Source organism: Prochlorococcus sp. MIT 1300, assembly GCF_034092375.1.
In the GTDB taxonomy this organism is placed as follows: Bacteria; Cyanobacteriota; Cyanobacteriia; order PCC-6307; family Cyanobiaceae; genus MIT-1300.
On the sequence record NZ_CP139302.1, the window covers coordinates 1,549,226 to 1,572,191 of the forward strand.

Sequence of the window (22,966 nt, forward strand, 5' to 3'; positions counted from 1 at the left end):
AACAAACTAAAAGCAGTCTAGCCCTTTTTTGATAGCGAAATAGCACTTTTCTAGTTGATCGTCGGTGAGACAGAGAGGAGGCAAAAGGTAAACGACTTGACCTAATGGCCTTAGAAACACCCCGTGCTCCAAAGCCTTTGCTTGTAATACTTTCCCGGTATGATTTAGATATCCTTTTTGATCATTTACTGCTAAGTCAAATGCTGCTATTGAGCCAATTAGTCTAGGTTTAGAGACTTTTGAATGTGTTGAAAGCTCTTCAAGATGGGGACGGTGGCGTTCTTCAAATTTTTCGAATAAATGAGGCTCTTTGGCCAGTAAATCCAAGCTTGCATTGGCTGCTGCACATCCTAAGGGGTTAGCAGTAAAGCTATGCCCATGCCAAAGAGTAACTCGGGGATCTTCTCCAATAAATGTTTCGAATATTGATTCTTTAGCCATCGTCACTCCCATTGGTAGGAATCCAGCAGTGAGGCCTTTGGATAATGAAATTAGATCAGGAGTGATCCCGGCTCTTTGAAATGCGAAAACTTGCCCGCATCGTCCGAACCCTGTAAGTACTTCATCGGCTATAAGTAATGCCCCAGATTTGCGGACAAGGTTTTCAAGAGATTGTAAAAACTCTTTCCTGACTATTTTCATTCCTCCAGCGCCTTGAATTAAGGGCTCAAGAATTACCGCAGCAGTGGGAGTCTTGAGGAGTTTTTCAAGTTGTTGAAGAACTAACTGTTCCTTATTTTCAACGTTCTGATCATCCCACCAAGTGTGTGGCCAAGGTAATCGACTTACTGGAAACAATAAACCCTCAAAGGCTTCATTAAATAAATTTCTTTCCCCAACTGCCATCGCTCCGAAAGTGTCCCCATGGTACGCGCCCTCGAAAGCAATAATTTGTTGGCGTGGTTCTCCTTGATTAGCCCAAAACTGGTAGGCAATCTTCAACGCAACTTCTACCGCAGTCGAGCCATTGTCTGAAAAAAAGAGTCTTTCTAACCCTGTTAAAGCACTTAGACGAGTAGCAAGTTTTTCCGCTTGTGGGTGCACAAAGTTTGCAAAAATAACTTGTTCAAGTTGTTTGGCTTGCTCATAGATTGCAGATGCAATTTCTGGATGAGCATGACCGTGAAGAGTTACCCACCAGCTACTGATGGCATCAATAAGTGATTCTGAGTTTTCGAGATGCAGGATGGCTCCATCTCCTCCAAGAACTCGTATAGGTGGAGATGCTGAAATGATTTGAGTAAATGGTGGCCAGAGATGTGGGCCCCAAGGGTTTTTCTTAGATGTTGTTGAGCTCATTAGCCAAGAAGTTTTTTGAAGCTGTCTTCAATCTTTTGTCTTTCCCATTCTCTTCTAAGGCTGTCAGCATTCAGAGAATTCAAAAAGGGCAATTGAGCAATCACCGGAACCCCCCCAAATTGTTCAAGTGTGGTGGGATTGTCTGGGTGAAGTGGACCATTGAGAACAAGGCCAAGAACAGAAATTTTGCGCAATTGCAGTGCTTCAAGACTGAGAAGGGTGTGATTAAGTGTCCCTAGACCACTTTTGGCTACTAGAACGATTGGCAGTTGCCATTTCTCAAGCTGATCAATTTGTAGCCAGTCTCTAGTGAAAGGGACCATGAGCCCTCCAGCAGTTTCTATAACTAATGGACTTTTGCTTATTGGCAAAGTTAAGTTTTCAGGTTTGATTACACTGTTTTCTTGCTCTGCTGCCCAGTGAGGAGAGACAGGAGCTTTAAAGATATAGGTCTCTGGAAGACATCGTGTAGTTGGAAGATTTAGTAGTCGGCAAATTGTTTCTCTATCCACCTCACTATTAGATCCTGTTTGTACTGGTTTCCAATATTGGGCCTTTAGTCCTTGCACTAGTAGAGCACTGACAATTGTTTTCCCTACCTCTGTACCGGTTCCACATATCACGAGGCTTTTCATAGAAGATTTCATTTTCTGGCCAGTAATAATTGAATCACCCAGGTAAGTTTTCGTTGGTTTTTCTCTGCTTCTTGTGGCCAAGTCTTTATGAGACGTCGTAATTCGCCAACCTTTAATGTCTGGCTTTGACTGGCATGCGCACCTATTTGGCGTATAGGACGTAATAGAGAAATGACTTCTTTGTTGTGTTGGGTGACTGTGTGAGCAACTTGCCATTGGATGGCATGGGAGGGGATGGATTTGAATAATTGAGACTTAGATGGCAATTGAAGTGCGGTGCAGGGAACTGCTGCGTTATTTGCTGCAAGACGCCATTCGGGAAAACTATCTGCTCTAGGAACGGCTATTGCAAGCCAACCCCCGGGGGAGAGCGCTTCAAACCATTCTTTTACTTTGTATTCGACATTTGGGAACCAGTGAAGGGCAAAACTTGATGCAATTAGATCAGGAGGTTTTGGCCATTGTGGTAAACCAAGATTTAGGTCCCATAATTGGGTGTAACTATTGGAAGTTTGCTGTTCTAACATTCTCATACTTCCATCTATTCTTATTACCTTTTGGAATGGATGTAGTTTTTCAATTGCATCGGCTAGGAAACCAGTACCTGCTCCGAGATCCACCCAAAACCCTTTAGAAATATTTTGTGCCGCACAATTTTTAGCGAGTAACTTTGCAATATCCTTTTGAAGTTGAGCATGGGTGCTATACCTGTGAGCGGCAAGATCAAAGTTGGAGATAACCTTCCTAGACCATTTTTCAGCCATTTTTCTGTTCTAGCCAATCACAAACTTTTTCGATTACTTCTGAGGTCATGAGAGTGTGACCTCCCTCTTCAATAATCCAATGGGAAATTGGTTTTTCTACTTTGGTTGTCAAATCTTTTATTAGATCTTTTCTCGTTTGTGGAAGGATGATTTCATCTTTTGCACCTTCTATAACGAGAACTCTTGCATTTGATGGAAACTCAGCAGGCAAAGCTTTCGTTTCTATAAGTAAATCAAGGTCTGCTTTTAGTTTCTTTCTACCTTCAGAGGAAATACCTTTCTGTATGGGACCAGCGATTGTATTATCAACTGAATTGGGATGAAAGGCTTTGCCTAGAAAAGTTTTAAGCATTTGATTTTCATTTTGGGTGCCTAGAAGATTTCTCATTGAATTTAAGGCAATTGATATTGAGCGATTAGTAGAGTTTTTGGGGACAAAACGACTAAAACTTGCGACGAGTACAACATCGGTTGCTTCGCTAAGAACTTTGCTATTGATTAGATGAAGTCCAAGTGAATGCCCAATAAATACATTTTGCTTGTGATTTTTGATCGGTGGAGTTTCCGTCCATTGGGCCTGGTGGGTTGGGATGCTTCCATACCCTCGTTCGCAACTTTGCCAATTCCATCCACGAGCTTGGAAGTGACTTGCCCATGCCTGCCACCCTTCACTGTCACCAGCCCAGCCATGCATCGCAATCACTTCATTCATAAATTCTTCAAGGCTTCTATTAGCTTTTCCAATGTCTCATTAGGCAGATTTCTATGAATGACAATCCTGAGTCTGGCCGTCCCTTCTGGCACCGTAGGAGGGCGAATGGCAACACTAAGTAGGTTTGCAGCTTCTAATTTTGCTTGATAGGACAAGGCTTTTTGGTCATTACCGATTAGGAGAGAAATGATTTGACTATTCCCTGGTGGGCGAGCCCATCCTGCTGAAGCCAGACGGTTTCTCCATTGTTCTGCATTGTGTTGTATTTCCTGGCACCAGTGAGGATTGGTTTTTATTAGATTTAGTGCTGCCAATGAGGCTGCGGCTATTGGTGGTGCAAGCGCAGTGGTATAGCGAAAGGCTCCACTGGTTTGTAGAAGATTTTCTCCTAGTTTAGAACTGCAGGCTAGAAAGGCTCCACCAGCTCCAAAAGCTTTACCGAAAGTACCGCTAATCATTTTTAAGGAGCCACTTATTCCATAGGCAAGACCTTTACCCTGCGGTCCCATGACTCCGATTGCATGTGCCTCATCAACAAGCATAATCGCGCCATGTTTTTCGCAAAGATCAGCCATTTCTATTAGAGAAGGACTAGTCCCCTCCATGCTGAAAACACTTTCAGTAATAACAAGAGGAGGATATTTTGGATCCTTGACTATACATTTGCTTAATTTAATTTCTAAATCTGATAAATTATTATGTGCAAAACGTTGAATACGTGCTCCACTTGCCTTGGCTCCAACTAAAAGAGAATGGTGTATCAGGCGATCTGCTATTACAGTAGTATTTCGATTTGCGAGAGCTATAACTGCGGCCAGGTTTGCTTGAAATCCACTTGGAAATACATAGGCTTTGTCTTTCCCGAGCCAATGTGCAAGCTCTTCTTCGAGCGCGCAATGTATAGGCCGACTGCCCGTGATTAGACGTGAACCACCTGCTCCAACGCCCTCCATATTCATGGTTGAGGTAGCTGCTTCAATAAGATCGGGATGTCTGCTGAGACCTAGATAATCATTACTGGCTAGATCAATCAGTATTTTTTGCTCCTTTGTTGGTGCTGTTGATTGCAGGAGATTATCTCCTGGACCAAGAGCCCAAGTCCTGATTTTTCGACGTCTTGAGGGTGGAATGCTCTGCATTTGCTTCCTTTGGAGTTCGTGATGAATCAGGTTTGCTTTGATTGATGAATAATGATGTGTTTCTTCAAGCTGAAATTACTTATCAATGACTTGAAGACTTCTTTAGGATTAAGTCGATGAGTTGAGTGGCGCTCGTACGACCTCATTTGATGTCGCCATGGGTGATGTAGATCCTTCAGCGATCTTCTCATTTCCGCTGGATAACTTCCAGTTGGAGGCTGTTGATGCACTTAATCAAGGGCATTCTGTAGTTGTTAGTGCCCCTACTGGTTCTGGCAAGACTTTGGTTGGGGAATATGCCATATATAGAGCTATAGCCCATAAGCAAAAGGTTTTTTATACCACTCCTTTAAAGGCTCTTTCAAATCAAAAGCTTCGTGACTTTAGAGAACAGTTTGGGGATAAGAACGTAGGACTAATGACTGGTGATTTGAGTATGAATAGGGATGCCTCGATTGTGGTGATGACCACTGAAATCTTCCGAAATATGCTTTATGCGGGAGTTGAGGGCCATGATGACCCTCTCGCGGATGTTGAGACGGTTGTACTCGATGAATGTCATTACATGAATGATGCCCAACGCGGAACGGTTTGGGAAGAATCAATTATTCATTGTCCTTCGACAGTTCAACTAGTTGCCCTTTCTGCGACAGTTGCTAATGCAAGTCAATTGACTGATTGGATTCAACGTGTGCATGGTCCAACTGAACTCGTGATTAGTTCTCACCGTCCAGTTCCCTTAAATTTTCTTTTTTGCAGTGCAAAGGGATTACATCCTCTTTTAAATAAAGAGGGAACTGGATTAAATCCGAATTGCAAGGTTTGGCGAGCACCTAAAGGATATAAGCGTAAGGGGAGAACTCAGAAACCTCCTCAACCAGAACCACCGCCGATTAGTTTTGTTGTTGCGCAGATGGCCCAAAGAGATATGTTGCCAGCAATTTATTTTATTTTTAGTCGACGTGGATGTGATCGAGCTGTTAGAGATCTTGGGTCTCAGTGTTTAGTAAAACCATTTGAAAAAGATCGTATCCGTGAAAGATTGAACTTATACATACAGACAAACCCAGAGGCTGTTCGTGATGCCCATCATGTTGATGCTCTGCTTAAAGGTATAGCGGCTCATCATGCTGGGGTTTTGCCAGCCTGGAAGGAATTGATTGAGGAGTTGTTCCAGGAGGGGCTTGTGAAGGTCGTTTTTGCTACTGAGACTTTGGCAGCTGGAATCAATATGCCAGCTCGTACAACTGCTATTGCTGCTTTGTCGAAGAGAACAGAGCGTGGTCATCGACAACTTATGGGTAGTGAATTCCTTCAAATGGCTGGTAGGGCAGGTAGACGTGGTTTGGACTCGCAAGGTTATGTGGTTACCGTTCAAAGTCGCTTTGAAGGTGTTCGTGAAGCTGGATATTTGGCAACCAGTCCTGCTGATCCGTTAGCAAGTCAATTCACGCCAAGTTATGGAATGGTTCTTAATTTGCTTCAGCGTTATGAGCTTAATAAGGCAAAGGAGTTAGTTGAGAGGAGTTTTGGTCGTTATCTTGCCACGTTGGATTTGGTTGAGGAAGAGGAGCTTTTAGAGCAGTTGCAAATTCAGTTAGGAACCCTTCAAGGTGTAGCCGGAGATGTGCCTTGGGAAGATTTCGAGATATATGAAAAGTGTCGCAGTCGACTAAAAGAGGAGCGACGTCTTTTGAGAATCTTGCAACAACAAGCGGCAGAGACTCTTGCTAATGAGCTTACATTGGCACTTCAATTTTCAAGTCTGGGAGCCTTGGTGAGTCTTAAGGCTCCTCAGTTACGTGGAAGGATTACGCCTGCTGTTATTGTTGATAAGTTAGATGGCTCTGGTCAGTTTCCTCTCCTTCTTTGCCTTACAGATGAGAATGTTTGGTTGCTTTTACCTTGTCATGCAGTTGTAAGTTTGCATGCTGAATTGAGCTGTTTGGAGGTAAGTGGTTTTGCAGGATCTGATCTCAAGCGATCTGGTGAGATTCGACATGGGGATAAGCACAGTGCAGATTTAGCTTTAGCTGTTTCTCAAATGGCTAAACGCCATGACATGAAAACCCCTCAATATGATTTGGCTGGTGAAGTGCTTACTCAGGCTAAATTAGTGAATGAGTTGGCCCAAGATTTAGAGCAGCAACCAGCACATCGTTGGGGGGATAGAAAACAACTTAAAAAGCATCGTCGAAGGATGGAGGAATTAGAGATAGAAATTCGCGAAAGGAAGAGAGTCCTTTATCACAGAGCAAATCATCACTGGGAAAAATTTCTGGTATTGATTGCAATACTCCAGCATTTTGGATGTTTAGATGATTTAGAGCCGACCGAAATAGGTCGCACTATTGGAGCTTTACGAGGTGATAACGAATTGTGGTTGGGCCTTGCCTTAATAAGCGGGCACTTGGATGAGTTGCCCCCCTGTGACTTGGCTGCCGTTTTTGAGGCAATTAGTACAGAAGTTAATCGACCTGACTTGTGGAGTGGCTATTCCTTGCCGAAAGGAGCTGAGGATGCATTGCATGATTTATCAGGAATTCGTAGGGAGGTGTTACGTATTCAAGAGCAACATGAAGTAGACATCCCTGCGTGGTGGGAACCTGAATTAATGGGATTAGTCCATGCCTGGGCAAGAGGTGCGACATGGAGCGATTTGATAGCGAACACGTCGTTGGATGAGGGTGATGTTGTAAGAGTTTTGCGCCGAACTATAGATTTATTGGCACAAGTCCCCTATTGCGAGGCTGTTAGCGAGCAACTGCGAGGTAATGCCCGCTTGGCAATTAAAGCTTTAAACCGCTTTCCAGTTTGTGAGGCTGAGGATCTTTTGAAGGCTTCTGAAGAGACAGATGGTGGGAAAAATCCCGCCACAGAACGTGTGGTTTGAACATCTCGTTCTATACCCTATGAAATAGTTTTATCGGGGGTAGTCATTCGAGCAGGATTGACTATTTCATCGAACTCATCTTTGGTTATATAGCCAAGCTGCATTGATGCACTACGAAGACTTAGTCCATTTTTATGAGCATGGTGAGCTATCTGACTTGCTTTCTCATAACCAATCTTTGGCGCTAATGCTGTGACTAGCATTAATGATTGATTTAAATCCTTCTCGATTTTGTTTTGGTTTGGTTTCATGCCTTCTACCATCGCTACTCTAGAGTTGCGGCATGCGTCATGAAGTAGATCTAGGCTGTGTAAAAGGTTGAATCCGATCAGAGGTTTGTAGGCGTTCATTTGTAGATGTCCACCACTACCAGCCATGGCTACTGCCGCATCAAGCCCCATTATTTGGGTACAAATCATTGCCATCGACTCACATTGAGTAGGGTTTACTTTCCCTGGCATAATTGAGCTTCCTGGCTCGTTGTCCGGTAGTTCTAGTTCAGCAAACCCAGTTCGGGGCCCACAGGAAAGAAGCCTCAGGTCGTTGTAGATTTTAAGTAGTGCGACTGCCAATAGGCGAGCTTGGGACATCGTATTAACTAATCCATCATGGCTTGCCATTACGGCAAATTTATTTTGGGCAACGGTAAAAGGAAGCTTTGTAAGACGCGCTAGTTCAAGTGTTGCTTTCTTGTCAAACTGTGATGGAGCGTTTATTCCTGTGCCTACAGCGGTTCCTCCTATTGGGAGAGGGTAAAGCTCTTTTAGAGAGTCTTTCAGCCGGTTGTAAGCGACTATTAATTGGGTTTCCCACGCTGATACCTCTTGGCCGAGTGTAATCGGCACTGCATCTTGCAAATGTGTTCTACCTGTTTTGACAATATTCTTCCAATCGCGACTTTTTTGAGCAAAGGTGTTGATGAGTAATTTCAGTTCAGGCAAAAGTTTTTTTGTAATTGCTTCTGTTGCTGCAATATGAATTGCTGAAGGGAAGGTGTCATTTGTTGACTGGGATAGATTTACGTGATCATTCGGGTGAATTGGTTTATAGCTGCCTACAACTTCTCCCTTAAAAACAGATGCCAGATTGCTTATTACTTCGTTGACATTCATGTTTGTATGAGTTCCACTTCCTGTTTGCCAAACTGTTAACGGGAACTGGTTGTCGTGAATGCCAGCAATGATCTCTTTTGTCGCTTTGATGATTAGATCTTGTTTTAGAGTATCTAGTACCCCTAAGTCATGGTTCGCAATAGCTGAAGCTTGTTTGATTTTTGCTAATGAATAAACTATTGCTATTGGTACAAGATCACCTTGTACGGCGAAATTCTTTAGGGAGCGCTGAGTTTGGGCGCCCCAAAGAACATCTTTTGGGACTTCTACTGCTCCCAAACTGTCTTTCTCGATGCGAATTAGTTCAGCCATTATATTTTGAAGGGTGGAGGTTTAGATTGATCTTGACTCTTAGTAGGTTCTTAGATGTGAGCCTAAAATGATGGACTTATTATTGAGCATAGATATTTAGCAAGTCTATTTTTTGTTATTATGCAATAATTAAATCGGATTAGATATGAGATCATGTGATGTCAAGCTCTAGTCGGTCCCAAATTGCATGTAAGTTTGCTTGATGTAAGTCAGTGCTAAAGCAATCAGCAAGTTTGGCATTGCCAAGCCGTTTTACTACAGTTGGATCGTTTTCAAGATTCTTCCTAAAGTTTCCTCCCTCCTGATTCCAAGCTGAATGCGCATGAAGTTGAACAACCTTATAAGCTTCTTCTCGGCTCATGCCAGTTTCAACTAGAGCTAAAAGGACTCTTTGGCTGAAAACAACACCTCCATATATGTTCATATTTTGAATCATATTTTTCGGGTAGATGCCTAGTCCTTCAATGACCTGAGTCATTTCTCTGAGCATGAAGTGGAGTGTGATTGAGCAATCAGGCAGCATCATCCTTTCTGCAGAGCTATGACTTATATCTCTTTCATGCCATAGAACCACATTCTCTAATGCTGCTACTACATAGCTACGTAATACTCGAGAAAGACCACTAATCCGTTCACTGCGAATTGGATTGCGTTTATGAGGCATGGCAGAGCTGCCTTTTTGGCCTTTTGCAAAGCTCTCCTCTACTTCAAGAACATCCGTACGCTGTAAGTTGCGAATCTCTGTTGCGAAACGATCTAGGCAAGCGCCTACAAGTGCAATTGTCTGTATGTAGTCTGCATGTCGGTCTCTGGAAATAACTTGAGTACTTGCTGTGTCTGGCTGTAAACCAAGCTTTTCACAAGTAAGTTTCTCCACTCTTGGATCAGTATTCGCATAAGTTCCCATAGCCCCACTTATTTGTCCTACTGAAATATCTTTATCTAATCTTTCTAGGCGTTTTGAATTGCGTATTGTTTCGGCTAACCAGCCTGCCAATTTGAATCCAAAGGTAATTGGTTCGCCGTGAATTGCATGAGACCTGCCAATCATCACAGTGCCTTTGTGCTTTTTGGCTAATTGATGAATAGCACCTTGAAGTTGTTCGATTTCCTTGAGAAGAAGCTTTATGGAGGAATGCATTTGGAGAGCGAGACCAGTATCCAATACGTCACTACTGGTCATACCCACATGGATATATCGCCCTGCATCTCCAACATGCTCATTCACATTTGTGAGAAAGGCAATCACGTCATGACGAACTTCTTCCTCTATTTCGAGAATTCTTTTGGGGTCGAAGTTGGCTTTTTCTCGAATTTGGGTGATTGCACCTTCGGGGATTGTCCCTAAGTCAAAGTTGGCTTCGCAGGCTGCCAACTCAACATCTAGCCAGCTTTGATATTTGGCTCGTTCAGTCCAAATTTGCCCCATTTCGGGCAGGGTATAGCGTTCTATCAATGGTCTTTGGATTTAGAAGTTTTTGAACAGAGACCTTTGTTCAGGCTGACTTTAGCCGGCAATGCTCTACTTCCCAATGGACGTAGCCCCCCCATGATTGTTGTCGTACCCAACAACGGCCTCCCTTGCATTGAATCACTTGAAATGGAGGGAGATCATTAGGCTGGTTTTCAATGGTCACAAATCTGCCTGGTGGTAGTAACTCCAGAACATTGCCTGATTCATGACTTGGCAGAAGCCGAAGGCCTTCTTCTTGAAGCTCTTTGCGTTGGTTTTCTGAATCTGATGATTTTGATGGAGACACGTCCTTTCGGGCGAGTTGGAAGGATCCTCTCGGGGTTTTTGCTGTTTAGCCTGACTTCGAAGGTATTTGTTCCGTTTTCAACCCCACTTATATGACGAAATGTCAGCAAAGTGCCGTTTAGATCTTTATTTGGTCAGTCTTGGCCTCGCCTCATCAAGGCATCAGGCTCAGCAGTTAATTCGTGCTGGAAAAGTTCGGGATAACTTTGGAAAGCTTTTAGATAAGCCAGGTCAGCTCATTCCGTCAGGCGAGGATCTGGTGGTAAAGGCTTCCCCACGCTTTGTATCGCGTGGAGGAGAAAAACTTCTAGGTGCACTTAATGCTTTCCCTATAAAAATTCAAGGAAGAATTTGCCTCGATGCAGGTATTTCCACTGGGGGATTTACTGATTGCTTATTGCAGCATGGTGCCGCTCGTGTGTATGGGGTCGATGTTGGTTATGGGCAGGTTGCCTGGACTTTGAGAAATGATTCGCGTGTGGTTCTAAAGGAAAGGACAAATTTGCGGAAGTTAATGCCTGAGCAAATTTATGGGGTTGATCACCCATGGCCAAATTTCGCTGTAGCAGATTTGTCATTCATTTCACTTCGATTGGTTCTGCCTTCAATTAAGGGTTTAATAGTTGCCGAGTCTTCTGAGTGCATTCTTTTGGTAAAACCCCAATTTGAGGTTGGTCGTGAGAAAGTTGGCAAAGGAGGAGTAGTTAGAGATCCTGCTGATCACCTTGGGGCTTTGCAATCTGTGATTTCAGCAGTCGAGGCTAATGGGTGGGTCCCTCGAGGAGTTATAAGATCTCCTCTTAAAGGACCTGCTGGTAATCAGGAATATCTTTTATGGACAAGTACTGCAGGAGAGCCATTAAACATGTCTCAGTTGGAGGATTTAGTTGAAGGATCTTTGACTTGAAGAACTCTCAAAGTGCAGAGCTGTCCTTATCCCCTGTGCGAATCCTTACTACTGATTCGACTGGGCCAACAAAGATTTTCCCATCGCCAATTTCACCAGTTTTAGCGGCTTCACCAATTGCTTGAAGCACATTTCCCACCTGTTCATCATCAACTACAACCTCTATCTTCAGCTTTTGAAGAAATTCAACAGTAAATTCCGACCCCCTGTAACGCTCCACCTGACCTTTCTGCCGACCGAACCCCCTGACTTCGCTGACTGTCATGCCTACTATTCCAGCATTGACCAATGCGAGCTTCACATCTTCTAGTTTGAAGGGACGGATAATTGCTTCGACTTTTTTCATGGTTAGTTTTTCCCTAGGGTTTAATTAATTTATAAGCAACTTTGTCAGAATTTTCTTTGAACCGTTGCAGCTGAAAGGTGATTTAAAGATAGACCTGCATCTTTGGCATCTTTAGATAGTGATGAGACATCCTCCTCTGGAAGAACTACTTGACTAGCAGCTAAAGCTTCCCAGTGTTCGTCTTCGAAATGTGTTTGCAGCCAAAGCATTCCATGAATGCTGATTGGACGGACTTGTATCCCTGACTCGGTCCCAATTAGCCACATATCCATAAAAAAGTCCGCCAAGTGACCCTATTAAGGGGTCTAAGGCGAACCTTCGTTGTTGCTGTTGTTACCGATTTGGCTGTTTATGTTTTATGAGTCAACACTTTGGCGGTGTTGATAAACCTTGCCTCTATAGCGAAGTTTTACTTGTGTATCGGCAGGAAGCACTTCGTGCTTAAGGGACGCTTGATAGCGCTTGCCTCTATATACGTGTTCAACAAGCGCGGTACTGGCTTGTTCGTGTTCAGTGCTCTTGTATTGAACACCTCTGTAGACCCGTTGCTCGGTAAGCATTGCCATTGACCTCGAAGGGATTGATTGGAAAATTCCTTACTAAAAGGAACTACCGCTTCTAGGGAAGGAGCGTTGCTTCGCCTTGCGGGGGGCTACTTCCTGCTTTATGGCCAAGGATTATCGCTTGACCTAGCTCAACGTTTTGTCCTTCCATATAGTTCTATACGATTTAGGCTGTTCATGGTGAACACTTTTGCGCTTTTCTTCTAAAGACTTTATAAAGATATTTTTGTTCGGGATGTTTTTGTCGAATTTGCTTGGTCTGGCCTTGATAAGCCATTGAGTGATTTGAGAGACTTTGATTCTTGGCTTTGTTTTCGTGACCACTCATTCGATGAATACCAAGCAACCTCTCTATGGAGAAAGGGCCATTTCAGAGGCTGAGTTGATTTGTTTTGAGAATCCAAACTTAGTAAGACCTTATGAAATTTCTATTGAGTTGCCTGAATTCACCTGTAAATGTCCGTTTTCTGGTTATCCAGATTTCGCGGTCTTGAGGCTAATTTATGAACCAGGATTAAAAATTTTGGAGTTGAAATCTATCAAATTTTACATAAATAGCTATCGTGAAAAGAAGATATCTCATGAGGAAGTTGCTAATAGAATACTGGATGATTTAGTTGAGGCATGTGAGCCTAATTGGATGAAATTAGAAGTTGATTTTAATCCAAGAGGGAATGTCCATACTGTTATAAGAGTTAGTCATGGTAAATGAAATAGTTAGTTTCCATTGATTGTTGAAAGTAAGATTGGCAGTTCTTCGGCTAGCCCACTTAGGTTCCTATTGCATAGTCCTCCCACATGTAAGGAGGAATTCTCTTGATCGCAGATTGCCCAAAGTTGTCTTGTGGCAACCATGCTTAGAGCACCACCAGTAAGTGTGATGGCAAATGCTAAATAAACAATTGGTACGCCAGGATCTCTCTTTAGAAGTAGACCACTAGCCGGTAAGATTTGAATCACTTTTAATGGTATTCCATTGATTTCAGCGGGTTCGCCTCCAGGGCGAAGGTTGGCTAGAAGTTCACCTTTCGGATTGAAAACTTGTATAGGGCCTGCTTCATTTGTCAGGCTGATAACAACAGGCTCGCTTCCATCAGTACGGGTTGGCAGTACGAGCCCCCAAACGTTTTCGCCAAGCTCAGGCAGTTTGTTTAGTGGAAGTTGAAGTTTTGGGCTGCGACCTATTTGTAAGGTAATTGCGGCTAAAGACCAGTCGGCTTGATAAACGGTAATTCCTTTGAACCTTAAAGGATGATTTACGCTTACTTCTTTGATACTTTTCTTGGCTTTAGTAGTTTCCAAAAGTTCTATCTTCGACCTGAATTGTTCAGGCCTACCTTTTGGGTCCCTTTCAATATTGAAGTCAGTAAGGCTGAGGGTAAGTTGACTGACTCCTTCCTTGTTCATTAGTTCTAATGAGCGACCAGGAGCAAGAAATCTTTCGACTCGTTGTCCTCCAAAAGCACCCCAAACAGCTCCTATCATTAAAAGTACTAGGCCAATATGAACTAATGGGGGGCCTATGCGGCCAATCACGCCTTTTCTGGCAGCAAGCCTCCCTTCGTGATTTTGGACATCCCAACCGCTTTCCTTTAAAAGCTTGGTTAGTTTCTTTAAGAGAACTTGGTTTTGTGTGGTTGGAAGAGTTTCTGCAATTGCTAGTTTGCTGATTTGTCGAGGCTCTTTGTAATCAATCCAACGAAGTGCAGCTTGTAAGGTTGGCCATTGACGTCTCCAACTACAAATCATTAATGCAATTCCAAGCCAGGCTAACAGTGCTAAAAACCAATTACTTGTATAAACATGATCCAGTTCGAGACGAAGGATCATTTGACCATCAAAAATGCCTAGCCAGGGATTTTCTTGATAGATATCTATGTAATTAGCGCTTGGCTCGCCTTGAGGTATTGCTGTTCCTAGGGCACTAGATAGAGCAATTACTAATAGGAGAGCAATGGCTACTCTCAAGTCTGAAATCCATGAGAGCAAGCGTTTAAAAAATGCCATGCTTCAAATCCACCGAGAAAGCAGGCTTAATAACCCTATTGATAAAAATAATGCGCCACTTATTGGTGGTATCCAACTTCCTATAGGTTTTAAAGCTAGAAGACCTGGCAACACGGCGGCTGCAGTTCCTGCTAATAGCAAAGGAATTACTTGCCCGATACCAAAACAAGCAAGCATTATCATTCCAAGAATTGGGTTTTCACTTTGGCTAATCCATCCGAGTAGCACCGCTAATACTGGGGTCGTACATGGGGAGGATGCGAGCCCGAAGGTGAGTCCTGCCGCGACAGGTGCTATGGCTGGAGGGATTCTCTTTAAGACTGACGAGGAGGGATCAGGTCCTATAGGTAATGGAATCTTTATTAGCCCAAGAAGATTTAGTCCCATTACTACTGCTAAAACAGCAACTAAATTTGGGAAATAAGAAGGTAATTGCCCATACAGCCTTCCTATGAAACCGCTGAGACTTCCTAGTATTACTAAAGCACCAACTATTCCGCTGCAGAAGGCGAGGCTCCGTTGGAATGCATTTTGTTGATTCTCAAACCCAGCCAAATAAGCGACTGTGATTGGTAAAAGAGATAAAGAACAAGGCCCCAAACTTGTTAACAGACCTCCCAAAAAAACAATTAGGAGGGTTAATGGACCTGGATTGCTAAGGCCATCTGTTAATAGTTGCTCGCTTATGCGAGCTAGATCAGATATTGCGAGTTCCAATGAGGGAATGGTTAAGATTTACTAGCACTTGGCCAACATACAGGTCTTTAAACAATTTAGGCGCGAGTTCGTTTGATTGGTCTGTTACCTAATAGTCCAGTGGACTCTAATGAACACCGAACTAGTAGGCCAGCAATTAGAAGGCTTGAAATAAGTGAGTTGCCACCATAACTTACAATTGGCAAAGGCAATCCTGTTGTAGGCATTGCTCCAGATGCTACAGCTATGTGCATTATTGCTTGCCCTACTAGCATAGTGCTACAACCTATTGCTACTAGTTTTGACTGGTTGTTCCTGCACCGAAAGGCAATTCGAATACCAAGGAATGCTATCAAAAAAAGAAATATTAAAAGCATTAATGAACCTACAAAACCAAACTCTTCGGCGAACACTGCGTAAATAAAATCAGTACTTTGAATTGGAAGATATTGCAACTTTTGGGTAGACAGGCCGTATCCTTGACCAAGCCATCCTCCTGACCCAATTGCTAGAAGACTTTGGATAAGTTGATAACCATTCCCTTGCGCATCTTTCCAGGGATCAAGAAAAGAGATGACACGTAACTTTTGATACTCATTGCTAAGTATGCTCCAGGTTCCAATGAATCCACCCCCTAGAACTGTTCCAATTAGTGGCATTAATCGCACCCCTGCAGCCAGGCCGATCAGCCAAATCAAGATTCCAGTTAAAGCTGCAGTACTTAGGTTGGGTTGCTTAAGTATTAAGAGTAATAGGCATACAAAAGTGCCCAGCCAAAAAAACTTTTGATCAGCACCAATTCTCTTCCAGTGTGCAAAAAGGTTTGCTGCTTGCAAGATAACGAATGGTTTGACTAGCTCTGATGGTTGAATTTGCAAAGGACCTACGATTAACCATCTACTAGCACCATTAACAGTGGTCCCTGCGATTAGTGTGAATGCAACCAGTAAGCAACCCAAGATGAGTCCAGGACCCGCAAGTTTTAGCCAACGCCGGATACTTGTCGAGATCGCAAACAAAAGTAAGCTCCAGCTAGCGGTCATCCATATCAATTGCCTTTTGATGTAGTAAGCCCCATCTCCCATTTCTCTTGTTGCAACCCACCAACTTGCAGAGCCGAGGATAAAGAGTCCTGCGATGCTCCAAAACCCGATGAGGCTAATTAGCAAACGTCCTTCAGCTGGCCAGATTGGCCATGGGAGAGGTAAGAATTTTTGCCAAGAAAACGCGGTGGAGTTTTGGCCAGAAGTATTGAAGTGACCGTCTCTTTGATCATTTAGTGCGTTCACTCGCCTAACTTTTGAGGAACTGCTCAAGATGGTCAAGGCTAATGAAGTTAGTCTATTGAGACGTCTCTTGAGTGATTTGCCAAGCCTTTAATAAGAACAGAAAAAGGTTTTGCAATGCTTTTTGGCTTGTTGTAAGTCACACTTCATATGATTTATCTGCCAATTTGCCATTGCCTTATTATTGATTTATAGGGATTTAGTGAGATATAGTTAACTATACATCTCGCTAAATCCCTATAATATAAGTTGGTTTTTATTTGCCTTTAGGGGGGTATATTTAGCTGGCCTATGTTATTTGCTTGGCTCAGGTTATATGACTATTCCTTCTTTTGATTTAAGTAAAAAAATAGATAGTATGGTTAGTGCTTTCTATGATGAATTCCCTTATCCTCCAGATGGTTTAGTTGATGGCCCTCCCCCAGGTTTCAACTGGAGATGGTCGTTCGAAGATGTTTACTCAAGTTGTACAGGGTTAAGCCCTGCCAATGTTGGGGCCTTAAAGCCTTTGCGAATACTTGATGCAGGCTGTGGCAGTGGCGTTAGTACAGACTATTTGGCTCACCAAAATCCCGGCTCAGAAATTTTGGCAATTGATATATCTCCTGGGACCCTTGACGTGGCTAGGAAGCGATTGAAGCGATCTGGTGGCGATGCAAAGGCGAGGGTAAGAATCAAAAATTGCAGTCTTCTTAAAGTTGAACATGAAGAGTCGTTTGATTACATTAATTCTGTTGGTGTATTGCACCATTTGCCGGACCCAAAAGAAGGCCTTAAGGCATTGGCTAAACTGCTTAAGCCGGGAGGAATTATTCATTTGTTCCTTTATGCTTCACACGGTCGTAAAGAAATCCAATCTATACAGCGGGCCCTTAGCCTTTTGGGGGCTGATCATGGTGGAGAAGGCGTAAGGCTTGGGAGAGAGCTTTTTGCTACCTTGCCGGTTAACAATCTTCTTCGCCGCAGTCATGAGCAAAGATGGCAAGACTTAGAATTGGTTGATGCAAATTTTGCAGATATGTACCTACACCCAATGGAGAAAAGCTTTGTTCTGTCTGAATTGTTTCAGCTAGTTGATTTTGCTAACCTAAAATTTTTAGGTTTCTCGGATCCTGCTACATGGGATATTTCAAGATTATTAAATGGAAATCTTCTTGAAAGAGCCAGGTCTCTTACAAGAATTAGTCAATGGCAACTTATTGAATATTTGGATCCTGAAATTAATCATTTTGAATTCTTCTTATCGAAAGGGCCTTTGCCCCAAAAAAATTGGAATGATGATTCGTCTATTTTATCTTCATATGGAAAACTTAGTAAGTGTATTTGGGGTTGGCCGAATAAGAACTTGCTCGATTGCAATTTGAATCGGCTGGTTCTTACTGATGATGAGTTTGAGCTTCTAAAGGCTATTGAGATTCTTTCTTCCAGCGTCCCACTAGGGGCATTGCCTTTGGGTTGGAAATCCTCTCGGATTGCTTGCACTGCAAGGACTCTGCAGGAAAAGCAAGTCTTATTGATCTCACTACTGCCAAATCCACCCACGTGATAGATTCCGCGGGCCTTTATTAACAGAGCATAGGCGCCCTTGCTGGTATCCCAGCTTCTACAGAATGGAACAAAGCCTCCTAAGGGGGGTGATGTTGCACTGCAAAAATCTGAGGATCTCATCAATGGCGTCGAGACCACTCTGAATACAGACGCATCCAATAAGGGCTTAACAGCTTCATTGGATGAATATGGGCAGCTTCAGCTCCGCTTCATCTTGGCGACATTAGTGATCACATCTTTTGCGGTTGCTATTACAGCCTTTGTCTTTGATCTCAGAACTGCTGGCAGTTTGTTAGTGGGTTCATTGTTTGGAGTCCTTTATCTACGGCTTTTAGCTCGGAGTATTGGGAGACTTGCAAGGAGTTCGGAGAAGGTGGGGAAGGTGCAGCTGTTGGTTCCTGTTTTACTCGTCATAGCGGCCTCTAGGCTGCCTGAACTAGAGCTTCTACCGGCTTTATTGGGCTTTTTGCTTTATAAGCCGGCGATGATTCTTCAAGTTCTACGTGAGAACTGATCAATAGCCACACCTAAGGCAATGAAGTGTCGGATTTCCGACCTCACTATCCATCCCTCTTAACTAGCCACACCGCAAAACAAGCTTTGATGGGTTCCATTTCTTTTTTACTTCCATTTGCCGAATTAGAGGTTGGTAAACACCTTTATTGGGAGATCGGGAGCCTCAGGCTCCATGGACAGGTCTTTTTGACCTCATGGATTGTGATTGGAGCTCTTTTGGCTCTTGTGGTTGTAGGCACAAGAAAGATGGAGAGAGACCCTCAAGGTGTTCAGAACCTTCTTGAGTTCCTGTGGGATTACATACGTGATTTGGCTAGGACTCAAATAGGCGAAAAGGTCTACAGGGATTGGATGCCTTTCATCGGCACATTATTTTTGTTCATTTTTGTAAGTAATTGGGGAGGTGCTTTGGTCCCTTGGAGGTTGATTCATCTTCCAAGTGGCGAGCTAGGAGCTCCAACAGCTGATATCAACACGACTGTTGCATTAGCCCTGTTGGTTTCTCTCTCTTATTTCTATGCGGGTTTGAGCAATAAGGGTTTGCGGTACTTCGAGTATTACGTTCACCCAACTCCGATCATGCTCCCTTTCAAGATTGTTGAGGACTTTACTAAGCCACTATCACTCTCTTTTCGTCTTTTTGGAAACATCCTTGCTGACGAATTAGTAGTTGCTGTGTTGGTTTTTCTTGTGCCTCTGGTATTGCCTGTACCAGTCATGTTTCTTGGCTTGTTTACTAGTGCAATTCAAGCTTTGATTTTCGCCACTCTTGCCGCTTATTACATCGGTGAGGCTGTCGAGGAACATCACTGATTAGTTCCGATTAAGACAGTACCAACCCACGGTCTGTCAAACTCCTTGCGCGAGGTCCGTTCTTCACGGGCCCATCTCTTAAATACAGAGGTGTCCTACTCGCAGGTATAAACTCCCGGTCCCTATACGCGCTTTTAAAGCGCTCCACACTTTTAGTTCAACCATGGATTCCATTACCACCGCCGCCTCAGTTGTCGCAGCCGGTCTGGCTGTAGGCCTAGGTGCCATTGGCCCAGGCATAGGTCAGGGCAGCGCAGCCCAAGGTGCAGTAGAAGGCATTGCTCGCCAGCCTGAAGCTGAAGGAAAGATCCGCGGCACTTTGCTGCTTTCCTTCGCATTCATGGAATCACTCACCATTTATGGCCTTGTGGTTGCATTGGTACTGCTCTTTGCTAATCCCTTTGCAGGTTGAGATACCTAATCAGGCTTTGGAGTTTTTTCTGGTAAATGTTTTTACTAGAGCTAACTCCAAACCTGATGAGTATTCATCCTCCTCAAGGGGCCTAGGCCGCTTTAAGGCTTGTTTTCACCAATAAAACCCTCGCAAATGCCCAACTTATTTTTGTTCGGTGCCACTGAGGGAGGTCTTTTCGACTTCGATGCAACCCTGCCTCTTATGGCAGTCCAGGTTGTTCTCCTCACATTCATACTTAACGCTCTCTTCTTCAAGCCCGTTGGCAGGGTCGTGGAGGAAAGGGAGGGTTATGTCACGACCAGTCGAGCTGAGGCAAAGCAAAAGCTTGCTCAAGTTGAACGACTCGAGGCTGAACTCAAAGATCAACTAAAGCAAGCCAGACAGGCTGCGCAAAAGCTGATTGGTGATGCCGAGAAGGATTCCGACAAGCTTTATAGGGAGGCATTGGCTTTGGCTACTGCAGAAGCTAATGCTTCTAGAGAAAAGGCCCGCCGTGAAATTGATTCTCAAAGAGAATCTGCTCTAAATCAGTTGAAAGCTGATGCAGATCAGCTAGGGAAGCTGATTGTTGATCGTCTATTGGCAGCCAAATGACTTTCTATTCTTTTTTTGCTGCAGAAGGATTTGGACTGAATCTCAACCTTTTTGAGACCAACATCCTCAATTTGGCAGTTGTAATTTTTGGCCTATACAAGTTCCTTCCTAATTTCTTAGGAGGAATGTTGGAAAGACGCAGGAAGGCTATTTTGGTAGACCTTGAAGATGCAGAAGAGCGCCTTGCTACAGCAACAACATCTCTAGCGAAAGCTCAAAAGGATCTTGCCGCCGCTGAAGATAAGGCAATGCAGATAAGGAAGGATTGCAAAGCGCGTGCTGAGGCAATTCGACTTGAGAGTGAAAAACGTACTGTGGAGGAGATGGCTCGTATTAAGCAAGGTGCCGCTTCTGATTTAGATGCAGAGGCAGCACGTGTTAGCGCACAATTAAGGCGAGAAGCAGCGCGTCTTGCTATTGAGAAAGCTTTGGCTACTCTTCCGGGTAAATTAGATAAGAAGACAAAAGATAAATTGGTCAGTCAATCAATTAAGAATATGGGGGCGGTCTGATGCCACTACTTAATACAATTACAACTCCTTATGCTGAAGCCTTCTTGCAGATTGCTTCTAGCAGAGATGAAGTCGATCAAGTTGTTGATCAGGCAAAAGCAATCCTGGATCTTTGGGAAAACTCCCCAGAATTAAGCGAAGCAATGGCTTCCCCTGTATTGGAAGTAGAAGCTAAGAAAGCTGCTATTGAAAAGCTATTTGCTGACCAGGTCACCCCTTCTTTTTTGAATCTTCTTAAGTTACTTGCTGATCGTCAGCGGATTGGTCTTTTAGATTCTGTTTTACAACGTTTGCTCGAGTTGTATCGCCAACAGCGAAACATTGCTCTTGCAACTGTTACTACAGCTTCTGAAATTACTGACGAGCAAAAAACTGAACTGTTAAAGAAAGTCCAGTTGGTTGCAGGTACTGACAAGTTGGAGATCAACTTAAATGTTGACCCTGATTTAATTGGTGGTTTCGTTGTCAGTGTTGGATCAAAAGTTATCGATGCAAGCCTTGCAGGGCAAGTTCGACGACTTGGTCTTGCGCTTGCCAAGGTGAGCTAATCCCTCAAAGACCTAACTGCCTCATCCTCTCTCCTAAACCCTCTCAATTTCCTCGCTAGCTACTCATGGTTTCCATACGCCCCGACGAGATCAGCTCAATTCTCAAGCAGCAGATCGCTGATTATGACAAATCAGTTTCAGTGAGCAATGTTGGTACTGTCCTTCAGGTTGGTGACGGTATTGCACGTATTTATGGCCTTGAAAAGGCCATGGCAGGTGAACTGGTTGAGTTTGAGGACGGTACAGAGGGTATTGCTTTAAATCTGGAGGATGACAACGTAGGCGCGGTGTTAATGGGAGAAGGCCTTGGCATACAAGAGGGAAGCACAGTTAAGGCAACTGGCAAAATCGCCTCAGTCCCAGTTGGTGATGCAACTTTAGGGAGGGTAGTTAATCCTTTAGGGCAACCTGTAGATGGGAATGGAGATATTCCATCAACTGAGACAAGGCTTATTGAGTCAGTCGCTCCTGGAATCATTAAAAGAAAGTCGGTTCATGAGCCTATGCAAACCGGCATTACTTCTATTGATGCAATGATCCCTATTGGCAGGGGACAGCGTGAGTTAATTATTGGCGATCGCCAAACAGGTAAAACTGCAATTGCTCTTGACACAATTATCAACCAAAAAGGTCAGGATGTTGTTTGTGTTTATGTTGCTGTTGGGCAGAAGTCTGCTTCAGTAGCAAATGTTGTAGAAGTTTTAAGAGAGAAAGGAGCGCTTGATTACACAGTTGTTGTTAATGCAAGTGCCTCTGACCCTGCAGCCCTTCAATATTTGGCACCTTATACAGGAGCAGCCATTGCTGAGTACTTTATGTATAAGGGAAAAGCAACATTAGTTATTTATGATGATTTAACTAAACAAGCTCAGGCTTATAGACAGATGTCTCTTTTGCTTCGCCGTCCCCCGGGTCGTGAGGCATATCCAGGTGATGTTTTCTATTTGCATAGTCGTTTATTAGAAAGAGCGGCGAAACTCTCTGATGCAATGGGCAAGGGCTCTATGACTGCATTGCCTATAATCGAAACTCAGGCTGGAGACGTTTCAGCATATATTCCTACTAATGTAATTTCGATTACTGATGGTCAAATTTTCCTTAGCTCGGACCTTTTTAACTCTGGCTTAAGACCTGCTATTAACGTTGGTATTTCTGTTAGTCGAGTTGGCGGTGCAGCTCAAACTAAAGCCATTAAGAAGATCGCTGGCACTCTGAAGCTTGAACTAGCCCAATTTGACGAATTGGCGGCATTCTCTCAGTTTGCATCTGATCTTGACGAGGCAACTCAAAAACAACTTGGTCGAGGGAAGAGACTGAGAGAATTGCTTAAACAGCCACAATTTGACCCTTTGAATTTGGCTGAGCAGGTTGCGATTGTGTATGCAGGAGTGAAGGGCCTTATTGACGAAGTTCCAGAGGAAAAAGTTACTCAGTTTGCAAGAGAACTTAGAGATTATTTGAAAACAAATAGTTCAGACTTCATCTCAAAGATTCTCAGTGAGAAGGCCCTAAGTGAGGAATCAGAATCCACACTTAAGGCGGCAATTGAAGAGGTGAAATCATCAATGTTGGCTACGGCTTGATCCTGAA

At 43.6% G+C, this 22,966-nt stretch carries 25 protein-coding genes; 11 read left to right on the forward strand and 14 right to left on the reverse strand.

Translation table 11 applies throughout. The features are described from left to right. Positions 1 to 6 precede the first annotated feature (6 nt). From bioA to SOI83_RS08020, 5 genes are read right to left on the reverse strand one after another with little or no spacing between them, the layout of a single operon-like run. Positions 7 to 1,299, reverse strand: coding sequence for an adenosylmethionine--8-amino-7-oxononanoate transaminase (gene bioA, locus SOI83_RS08000; protein WP_320676150.1), 1,293 nt, complete (start codon positions 1,297 to 1,299; stop codon positions 7 to 9). After that, positions 1,299 to 1,946, reverse strand: coding sequence for a dethiobiotin synthase (gene bioD, locus SOI83_RS08005; protein ID WP_320676151.1), 648 nt, complete (start codon positions 1,944 to 1,946; stop codon positions 1,299 to 1,301). Before bioD ends, bioA begins: the two co-directional genes overlap by 1 nt. Beyond that, positions 1,943 to 2,698 (reverse strand): methyltransferase domain-containing protein, encoded by a 756-nt coding sequence (locus SOI83_RS08010; RefSeq protein ID WP_320676152.1) that lies wholly within the window; start codon positions 2,696 to 2,698, stop codon positions 1,943 to 1,945. Before SOI83_RS08010 ends, bioD begins: the two co-directional genes overlap by 4 nt. Further along, positions 2,691 to 3,410: an alpha/beta hydrolase gene (locus SOI83_RS08015; RefSeq protein WP_320676153.1), complete on the reverse strand. Its 720-nt coding sequence runs from the start codon at positions 3,408 to 3,410 to the stop codon at positions 2,691 to 2,693. Before SOI83_RS08015 ends, SOI83_RS08010 begins: the two co-directional genes overlap by 8 nt. Beyond that, positions 3,407 to 4,549: an 8-amino-7-oxononanoate synthase gene (locus SOI83_RS08020; protein ID WP_320676154.1), complete on the reverse strand. Its 1,143-nt coding sequence runs from the start codon at positions 4,547 to 4,549 to the stop codon at positions 3,407 to 3,409. The genes SOI83_RS08015 and SOI83_RS08020 overlap by 4 nt, the downstream gene beginning before the upstream one ends. A gap of 157 nt (positions 4,550 to 4,706) precedes the next feature. Between SOI83_RS08020 and SOI83_RS08025 the strand changes: the two genes are divergently transcribed. Further along, positions 4,707 to 7,442 (forward strand): DEAD/DEAH box helicase, encoded by a 2,736-nt coding sequence (locus tag SOI83_RS08025; protein WP_320677725.1) that lies wholly within the window; start codon positions 4,707 to 4,709, stop codon positions 7,440 to 7,442. 17 nt (positions 7,443 to 7,459) lie between these two features. Here the strand turns inward: SOI83_RS08025 and SOI83_RS08030 are convergent, their stop codons facing one another. From SOI83_RS08030 to SOI83_RS08040, 3 genes are all read right to left on the reverse strand, one after another. Next, positions 7,460 to 8,866: a class II fumarate hydratase gene (locus SOI83_RS08030; protein WP_320676155.1), complete on the reverse strand. Its 1,407-nt coding sequence runs from the start codon at positions 8,864 to 8,866 to the stop codon at positions 7,460 to 7,462. A gap of 151 nt (positions 8,867 to 9,017) precedes the next feature. Next, complete coding sequence (gene purB, locus SOI83_RS08035) at positions 9,018 to 10,322, reverse strand: adenylosuccinate lyase (RefSeq protein ID WP_320676156.1); 1,305 nt, start codon at positions 10,320 to 10,322, stop codon at positions 9,018 to 9,020. Between the two features lie 40 nt (positions 10,323 to 10,362). After that, a complete protein-coding gene (locus SOI83_RS08040) occupies positions 10,363 to 10,557 on the reverse strand; it encodes a hypothetical protein (RefSeq protein WP_320677726.1) in 195 nt (64 codons plus the stop codon). A 168-nt stretch (positions 10,558 to 10,725) separates the two neighbouring features. Here SOI83_RS08040 and SOI83_RS08045 point away from each other — a divergent pair, with 168 nt between their 5' ends. Then, positions 10,726 to 11,532, forward strand: a complete 807-nt coding sequence (locus SOI83_RS08045) for a TlyA family RNA methyltransferase (protein WP_320676157.1) — start codon at positions 10,726 to 10,728, stop codon at positions 11,530 to 11,532. A gap of 7 nt (positions 11,533 to 11,539) precedes the next feature. Here the strand turns inward: SOI83_RS08045 and SOI83_RS08050 are convergent, their stop codons facing one another. The 3 genes from SOI83_RS08050 to SOI83_RS08060 form a co-directional block, all read right to left on the reverse strand. Then, entirely contained in the window at positions 11,540 to 11,878 is a 339-nt protein-coding gene (locus SOI83_RS08050; protein WP_320676158.1) for a P-II family nitrogen regulator, read from the reverse strand. Positions 11,879 to 11,922: 44 nt separating this feature from the next. Next, positions 11,923 to 12,150 carry a hypothetical protein gene (locus SOI83_RS08055; protein WP_320676159.1) on the reverse strand — a complete coding sequence of 76 codons (228 nt, stop codon included), beginning with the start codon at positions 12,148 to 12,150 and terminating at the stop codon, positions 11,923 to 11,925. Between the two features lie 84 nt (positions 12,151 to 12,234). After that, positions 12,235 to 12,444 carry a DUF4278 domain-containing protein gene (locus SOI83_RS08060; RefSeq protein ID WP_320676160.1) on the reverse strand — a complete coding sequence of 70 codons (210 nt, stop codon included), beginning with the start codon at positions 12,442 to 12,444 and terminating at the stop codon, positions 12,235 to 12,237. 328 nt (positions 12,445 to 12,772) lie between these two features. Here SOI83_RS08060 and queF point away from each other — a divergent pair, with 328 nt between their 5' ends. Further along, a complete protein-coding gene (queF, locus tag SOI83_RS08065; RefSeq protein ID WP_320676161.1) occupies positions 12,773 to 13,153 on the forward strand; it encodes a preQ(1) synthase in 381 nt (126 codons plus the stop codon). A gap of 5 nt (positions 13,154 to 13,158) precedes the next feature. On the opposite strand, the gene SOI83_RS08070 is transcribed toward queF, so the two are convergent. Genes SOI83_RS08070 through SOI83_RS08080 form a run of 3 tightly spaced genes read right to left on the reverse strand, consistent with a single transcriptional unit; the run spans position 13,159 to position 16,334 of the window. Continuing rightward, positions 13,159 to 14,448 (reverse strand): cytochrome c biogenesis protein ResB, encoded by a 1,290-nt coding sequence (locus SOI83_RS08070; RefSeq protein ID WP_320676162.1) that lies wholly within the window; start codon positions 14,446 to 14,448, stop codon positions 13,159 to 13,161. 3 nt (positions 14,449 to 14,451) lie between these two features. Continuing rightward, positions 14,452 to 15,165, reverse strand: a complete 714-nt coding sequence (locus SOI83_RS08075; RefSeq protein WP_320676163.1) for a cytochrome c biogenesis CcdA family protein — start codon at positions 15,163 to 15,165, stop codon at positions 14,452 to 14,454. 56 nt (positions 15,166 to 15,221) lie between these two features. Next, positions 15,222 to 16,334: a putative peptidoglycan glycosyltransferase FtsW gene (locus tag SOI83_RS08080; protein WP_320677727.1), complete on the reverse strand. Its 1,113-nt coding sequence runs from the start codon at positions 16,332 to 16,334 to the stop codon at positions 15,222 to 15,224. A 412-nt stretch (positions 16,335 to 16,746) separates the two neighbouring features. On the opposite strand from SOI83_RS08080, the gene SOI83_RS08085 reads away from it, so the two are divergent. From SOI83_RS08085 to atpA, 8 genes are all read left to right on the forward strand, one after another. Then, on the forward strand, positions 16,747 to 17,976 hold the full coding sequence (locus tag SOI83_RS08085; protein ID WP_320676164.1) for a class I SAM-dependent methyltransferase: 1,230 nt from the start codon (positions 16,747 to 16,749) through the stop codon (positions 17,974 to 17,976). Between the two features lie 39 nt (positions 17,977 to 18,015). Then, positions 18,016 to 18,492 (forward strand): ATP synthase, encoded by a 477-nt coding sequence (locus SOI83_RS08090; RefSeq protein WP_320676165.1) that lies wholly within the window; start codon positions 18,016 to 18,018, stop codon positions 18,490 to 18,492. A gap of 89 nt (positions 18,493 to 18,581) precedes the next feature. After that, a complete protein-coding gene (gene atpB, locus SOI83_RS08095; RefSeq protein WP_320676166.1) occupies positions 18,582 to 19,307 on the forward strand; it encodes a F0F1 ATP synthase subunit A in 726 nt (241 codons plus the stop codon). Positions 19,308 to 19,470: 163 nt separating this feature from the next. Then, positions 19,471 to 19,719: an ATP synthase F0 subunit C gene (atpE, locus tag SOI83_RS08100; protein WP_011125758.1), complete on the forward strand. Its 249-nt coding sequence runs from the start codon at positions 19,471 to 19,473 to the stop codon at positions 19,717 to 19,719. A 135-nt stretch (positions 19,720 to 19,854) separates the two neighbouring features. Next, the gene (locus SOI83_RS08105; protein ID WP_320676167.1) at positions 19,855 to 20,316 is read left to right on the forward strand and encodes a F0F1 ATP synthase subunit B'; all 462 of its coding nucleotides are present in this window, start codon (positions 19,855 to 19,857) and stop codon (positions 20,314 to 20,316) included. Continuing rightward, positions 20,313 to 20,828 carry a F0F1 ATP synthase subunit B gene (locus SOI83_RS08110; RefSeq protein WP_320676168.1) on the forward strand — a complete coding sequence of 172 codons (516 nt, stop codon included), beginning with the start codon at positions 20,313 to 20,315 and terminating at the stop codon, positions 20,826 to 20,828. Before SOI83_RS08105 ends, SOI83_RS08110 begins: the two co-directional genes overlap by 4 nt. Further along, a complete protein-coding gene (gene atpH, locus SOI83_RS08115; protein WP_320676169.1) occupies positions 20,828 to 21,376 on the forward strand; it encodes an ATP synthase F1 subunit delta in 549 nt (182 codons plus the stop codon). Before SOI83_RS08110 ends, atpH begins: the two co-directional genes overlap by 1 nt. Positions 21,377 to 21,441: 65 nt before the next feature. Then, positions 21,442 to 22,959, forward strand: a complete 1,518-nt coding sequence (gene atpA, locus SOI83_RS08120; protein ID WP_320676170.1) for a F0F1 ATP synthase subunit alpha — start codon at positions 21,442 to 21,444, stop codon at positions 22,957 to 22,959. Positions 22,960 to 22,966: the final 7 nt, after the last annotated feature.

What these genes read in the sequence shown, in the direction of transcription:
- SOI83_RS08085 (WP_320676164.1), top strand. Translation starts at nt 16,747, where the DNA reads ATGACTATTCCTTCTTTTGATTTAAGTAAAAAAATAGATAGTATGGTT.
- SOI83_RS08020 (WP_320676154.1), bottom strand. Translation starts at nt 4,549, where the DNA reads ATGCAGAGCATTCCACCCTCAAGACGTCGAAAAATCAGGACTTGGGCT.
- bioD (WP_320676151.1), bottom strand. Translation starts at nt 1,946, where the DNA reads ATGAAATCTTCTATGAAAAGCCTCGTGATATGTGGAACCGGTACAGAG.
- SOI83_RS08045 (WP_320676157.1), top strand. Translation starts at nt 10,726, where the DNA reads ATGTCAGCAAAGTGCCGTTTAGATCTTTATTTGGTCAGTCTTGGCCTC.
- SOI83_RS08110 (WP_320676168.1), top strand. Translation starts at nt 20,313, where the DNA reads ATGACTTTCTATTCTTTTTTTGCTGCAGAAGGATTTGGACTGAATCTC.
- queF (WP_320676161.1), top strand. Translation starts at nt 12,773, where the DNA reads ATGAATACCAAGCAACCTCTCTATGGAGAAAGGGCCATTTCAGAGGCT.
- SOI83_RS08050 (WP_320676158.1), bottom strand. Translation starts at nt 11,878, where the DNA reads ATGAAAAAAGTCGAAGCAATTATCCGTCCCTTCAAACTAGAAGATGTG.
- atpE (WP_011125758.1), top strand. Translation starts at nt 19,471, where the DNA reads ATGGATTCCATTACCACCGCCGCCTCAGTTGTCGCAGCCGGTCTGGCT.
- SOI83_RS08025 (WP_320677725.1), top strand. Translation starts at nt 4,707, where the DNA reads ATGGGTGATGTAGATCCTTCAGCGATCTTCTCATTTCCGCTGGATAAC.
- bioA (WP_320676150.1), bottom strand. Translation starts at nt 1,299, where the DNA reads ATGAGCTCAACAACATCTAAGAAAAACCCTTGGGGCCCACATCTCTGG.
- atpH (WP_320676169.1), top strand. Translation starts at nt 20,828, where the DNA reads ATGCCACTACTTAATACAATTACAACTCCTTATGCTGAAGCCTTCTTG.
- SOI83_RS08055 (WP_320676159.1), bottom strand. Translation starts at nt 12,150, where the DNA reads ATGGATATGTGGCTAATTGGGACCGAGTCAGGGATACAAGTCCGTCCA.
- SOI83_RS08105 (WP_320676167.1), top strand. Translation starts at nt 19,855, where the DNA reads ATGCCCAACTTATTTTTGTTCGGTGCCACTGAGGGAGGTCTTTTCGAC.
- SOI83_RS08030 (WP_320676155.1), bottom strand. Translation starts at nt 8,866, where the DNA reads ATGGCTGAACTAATTCGCATCGAGAAAGACAGTTTGGGAGCAGTAGAA.
- SOI83_RS08070 (WP_320676162.1), bottom strand. Translation starts at nt 14,448, where the DNA reads ATGGCATTTTTTAAACGCTTGCTCTCATGGATTTCAGACTTGAGAGTA.
- SOI83_RS08060 (WP_320676160.1), bottom strand. Translation starts at nt 12,444, where the DNA reads ATGGCAATGCTTACCGAGCAACGGGTCTACAGAGGTGTTCAATACAAG.
- SOI83_RS08010 (WP_320676152.1), bottom strand. Translation starts at nt 2,698, where the DNA reads ATGGCTGAAAAATGGTCTAGGAAGGTTATCTCCAACTTTGATCTTGCC.
- SOI83_RS08015 (WP_320676153.1), bottom strand. Translation starts at nt 3,410, where the DNA reads ATGAATGAAGTGATTGCGATGCATGGCTGGGCTGGTGACAGTGAAGGG.
- atpA (WP_320676170.1), top strand. Translation starts at nt 21,442, where the DNA reads ATGGTTTCCATACGCCCCGACGAGATCAGCTCAATTCTCAAGCAGCAG.
- atpB (WP_320676166.1), top strand. Translation starts at nt 18,582, where the DNA reads ATGGGTTCCATTTCTTTTTTACTTCCATTTGCCGAATTAGAGGTTGGT.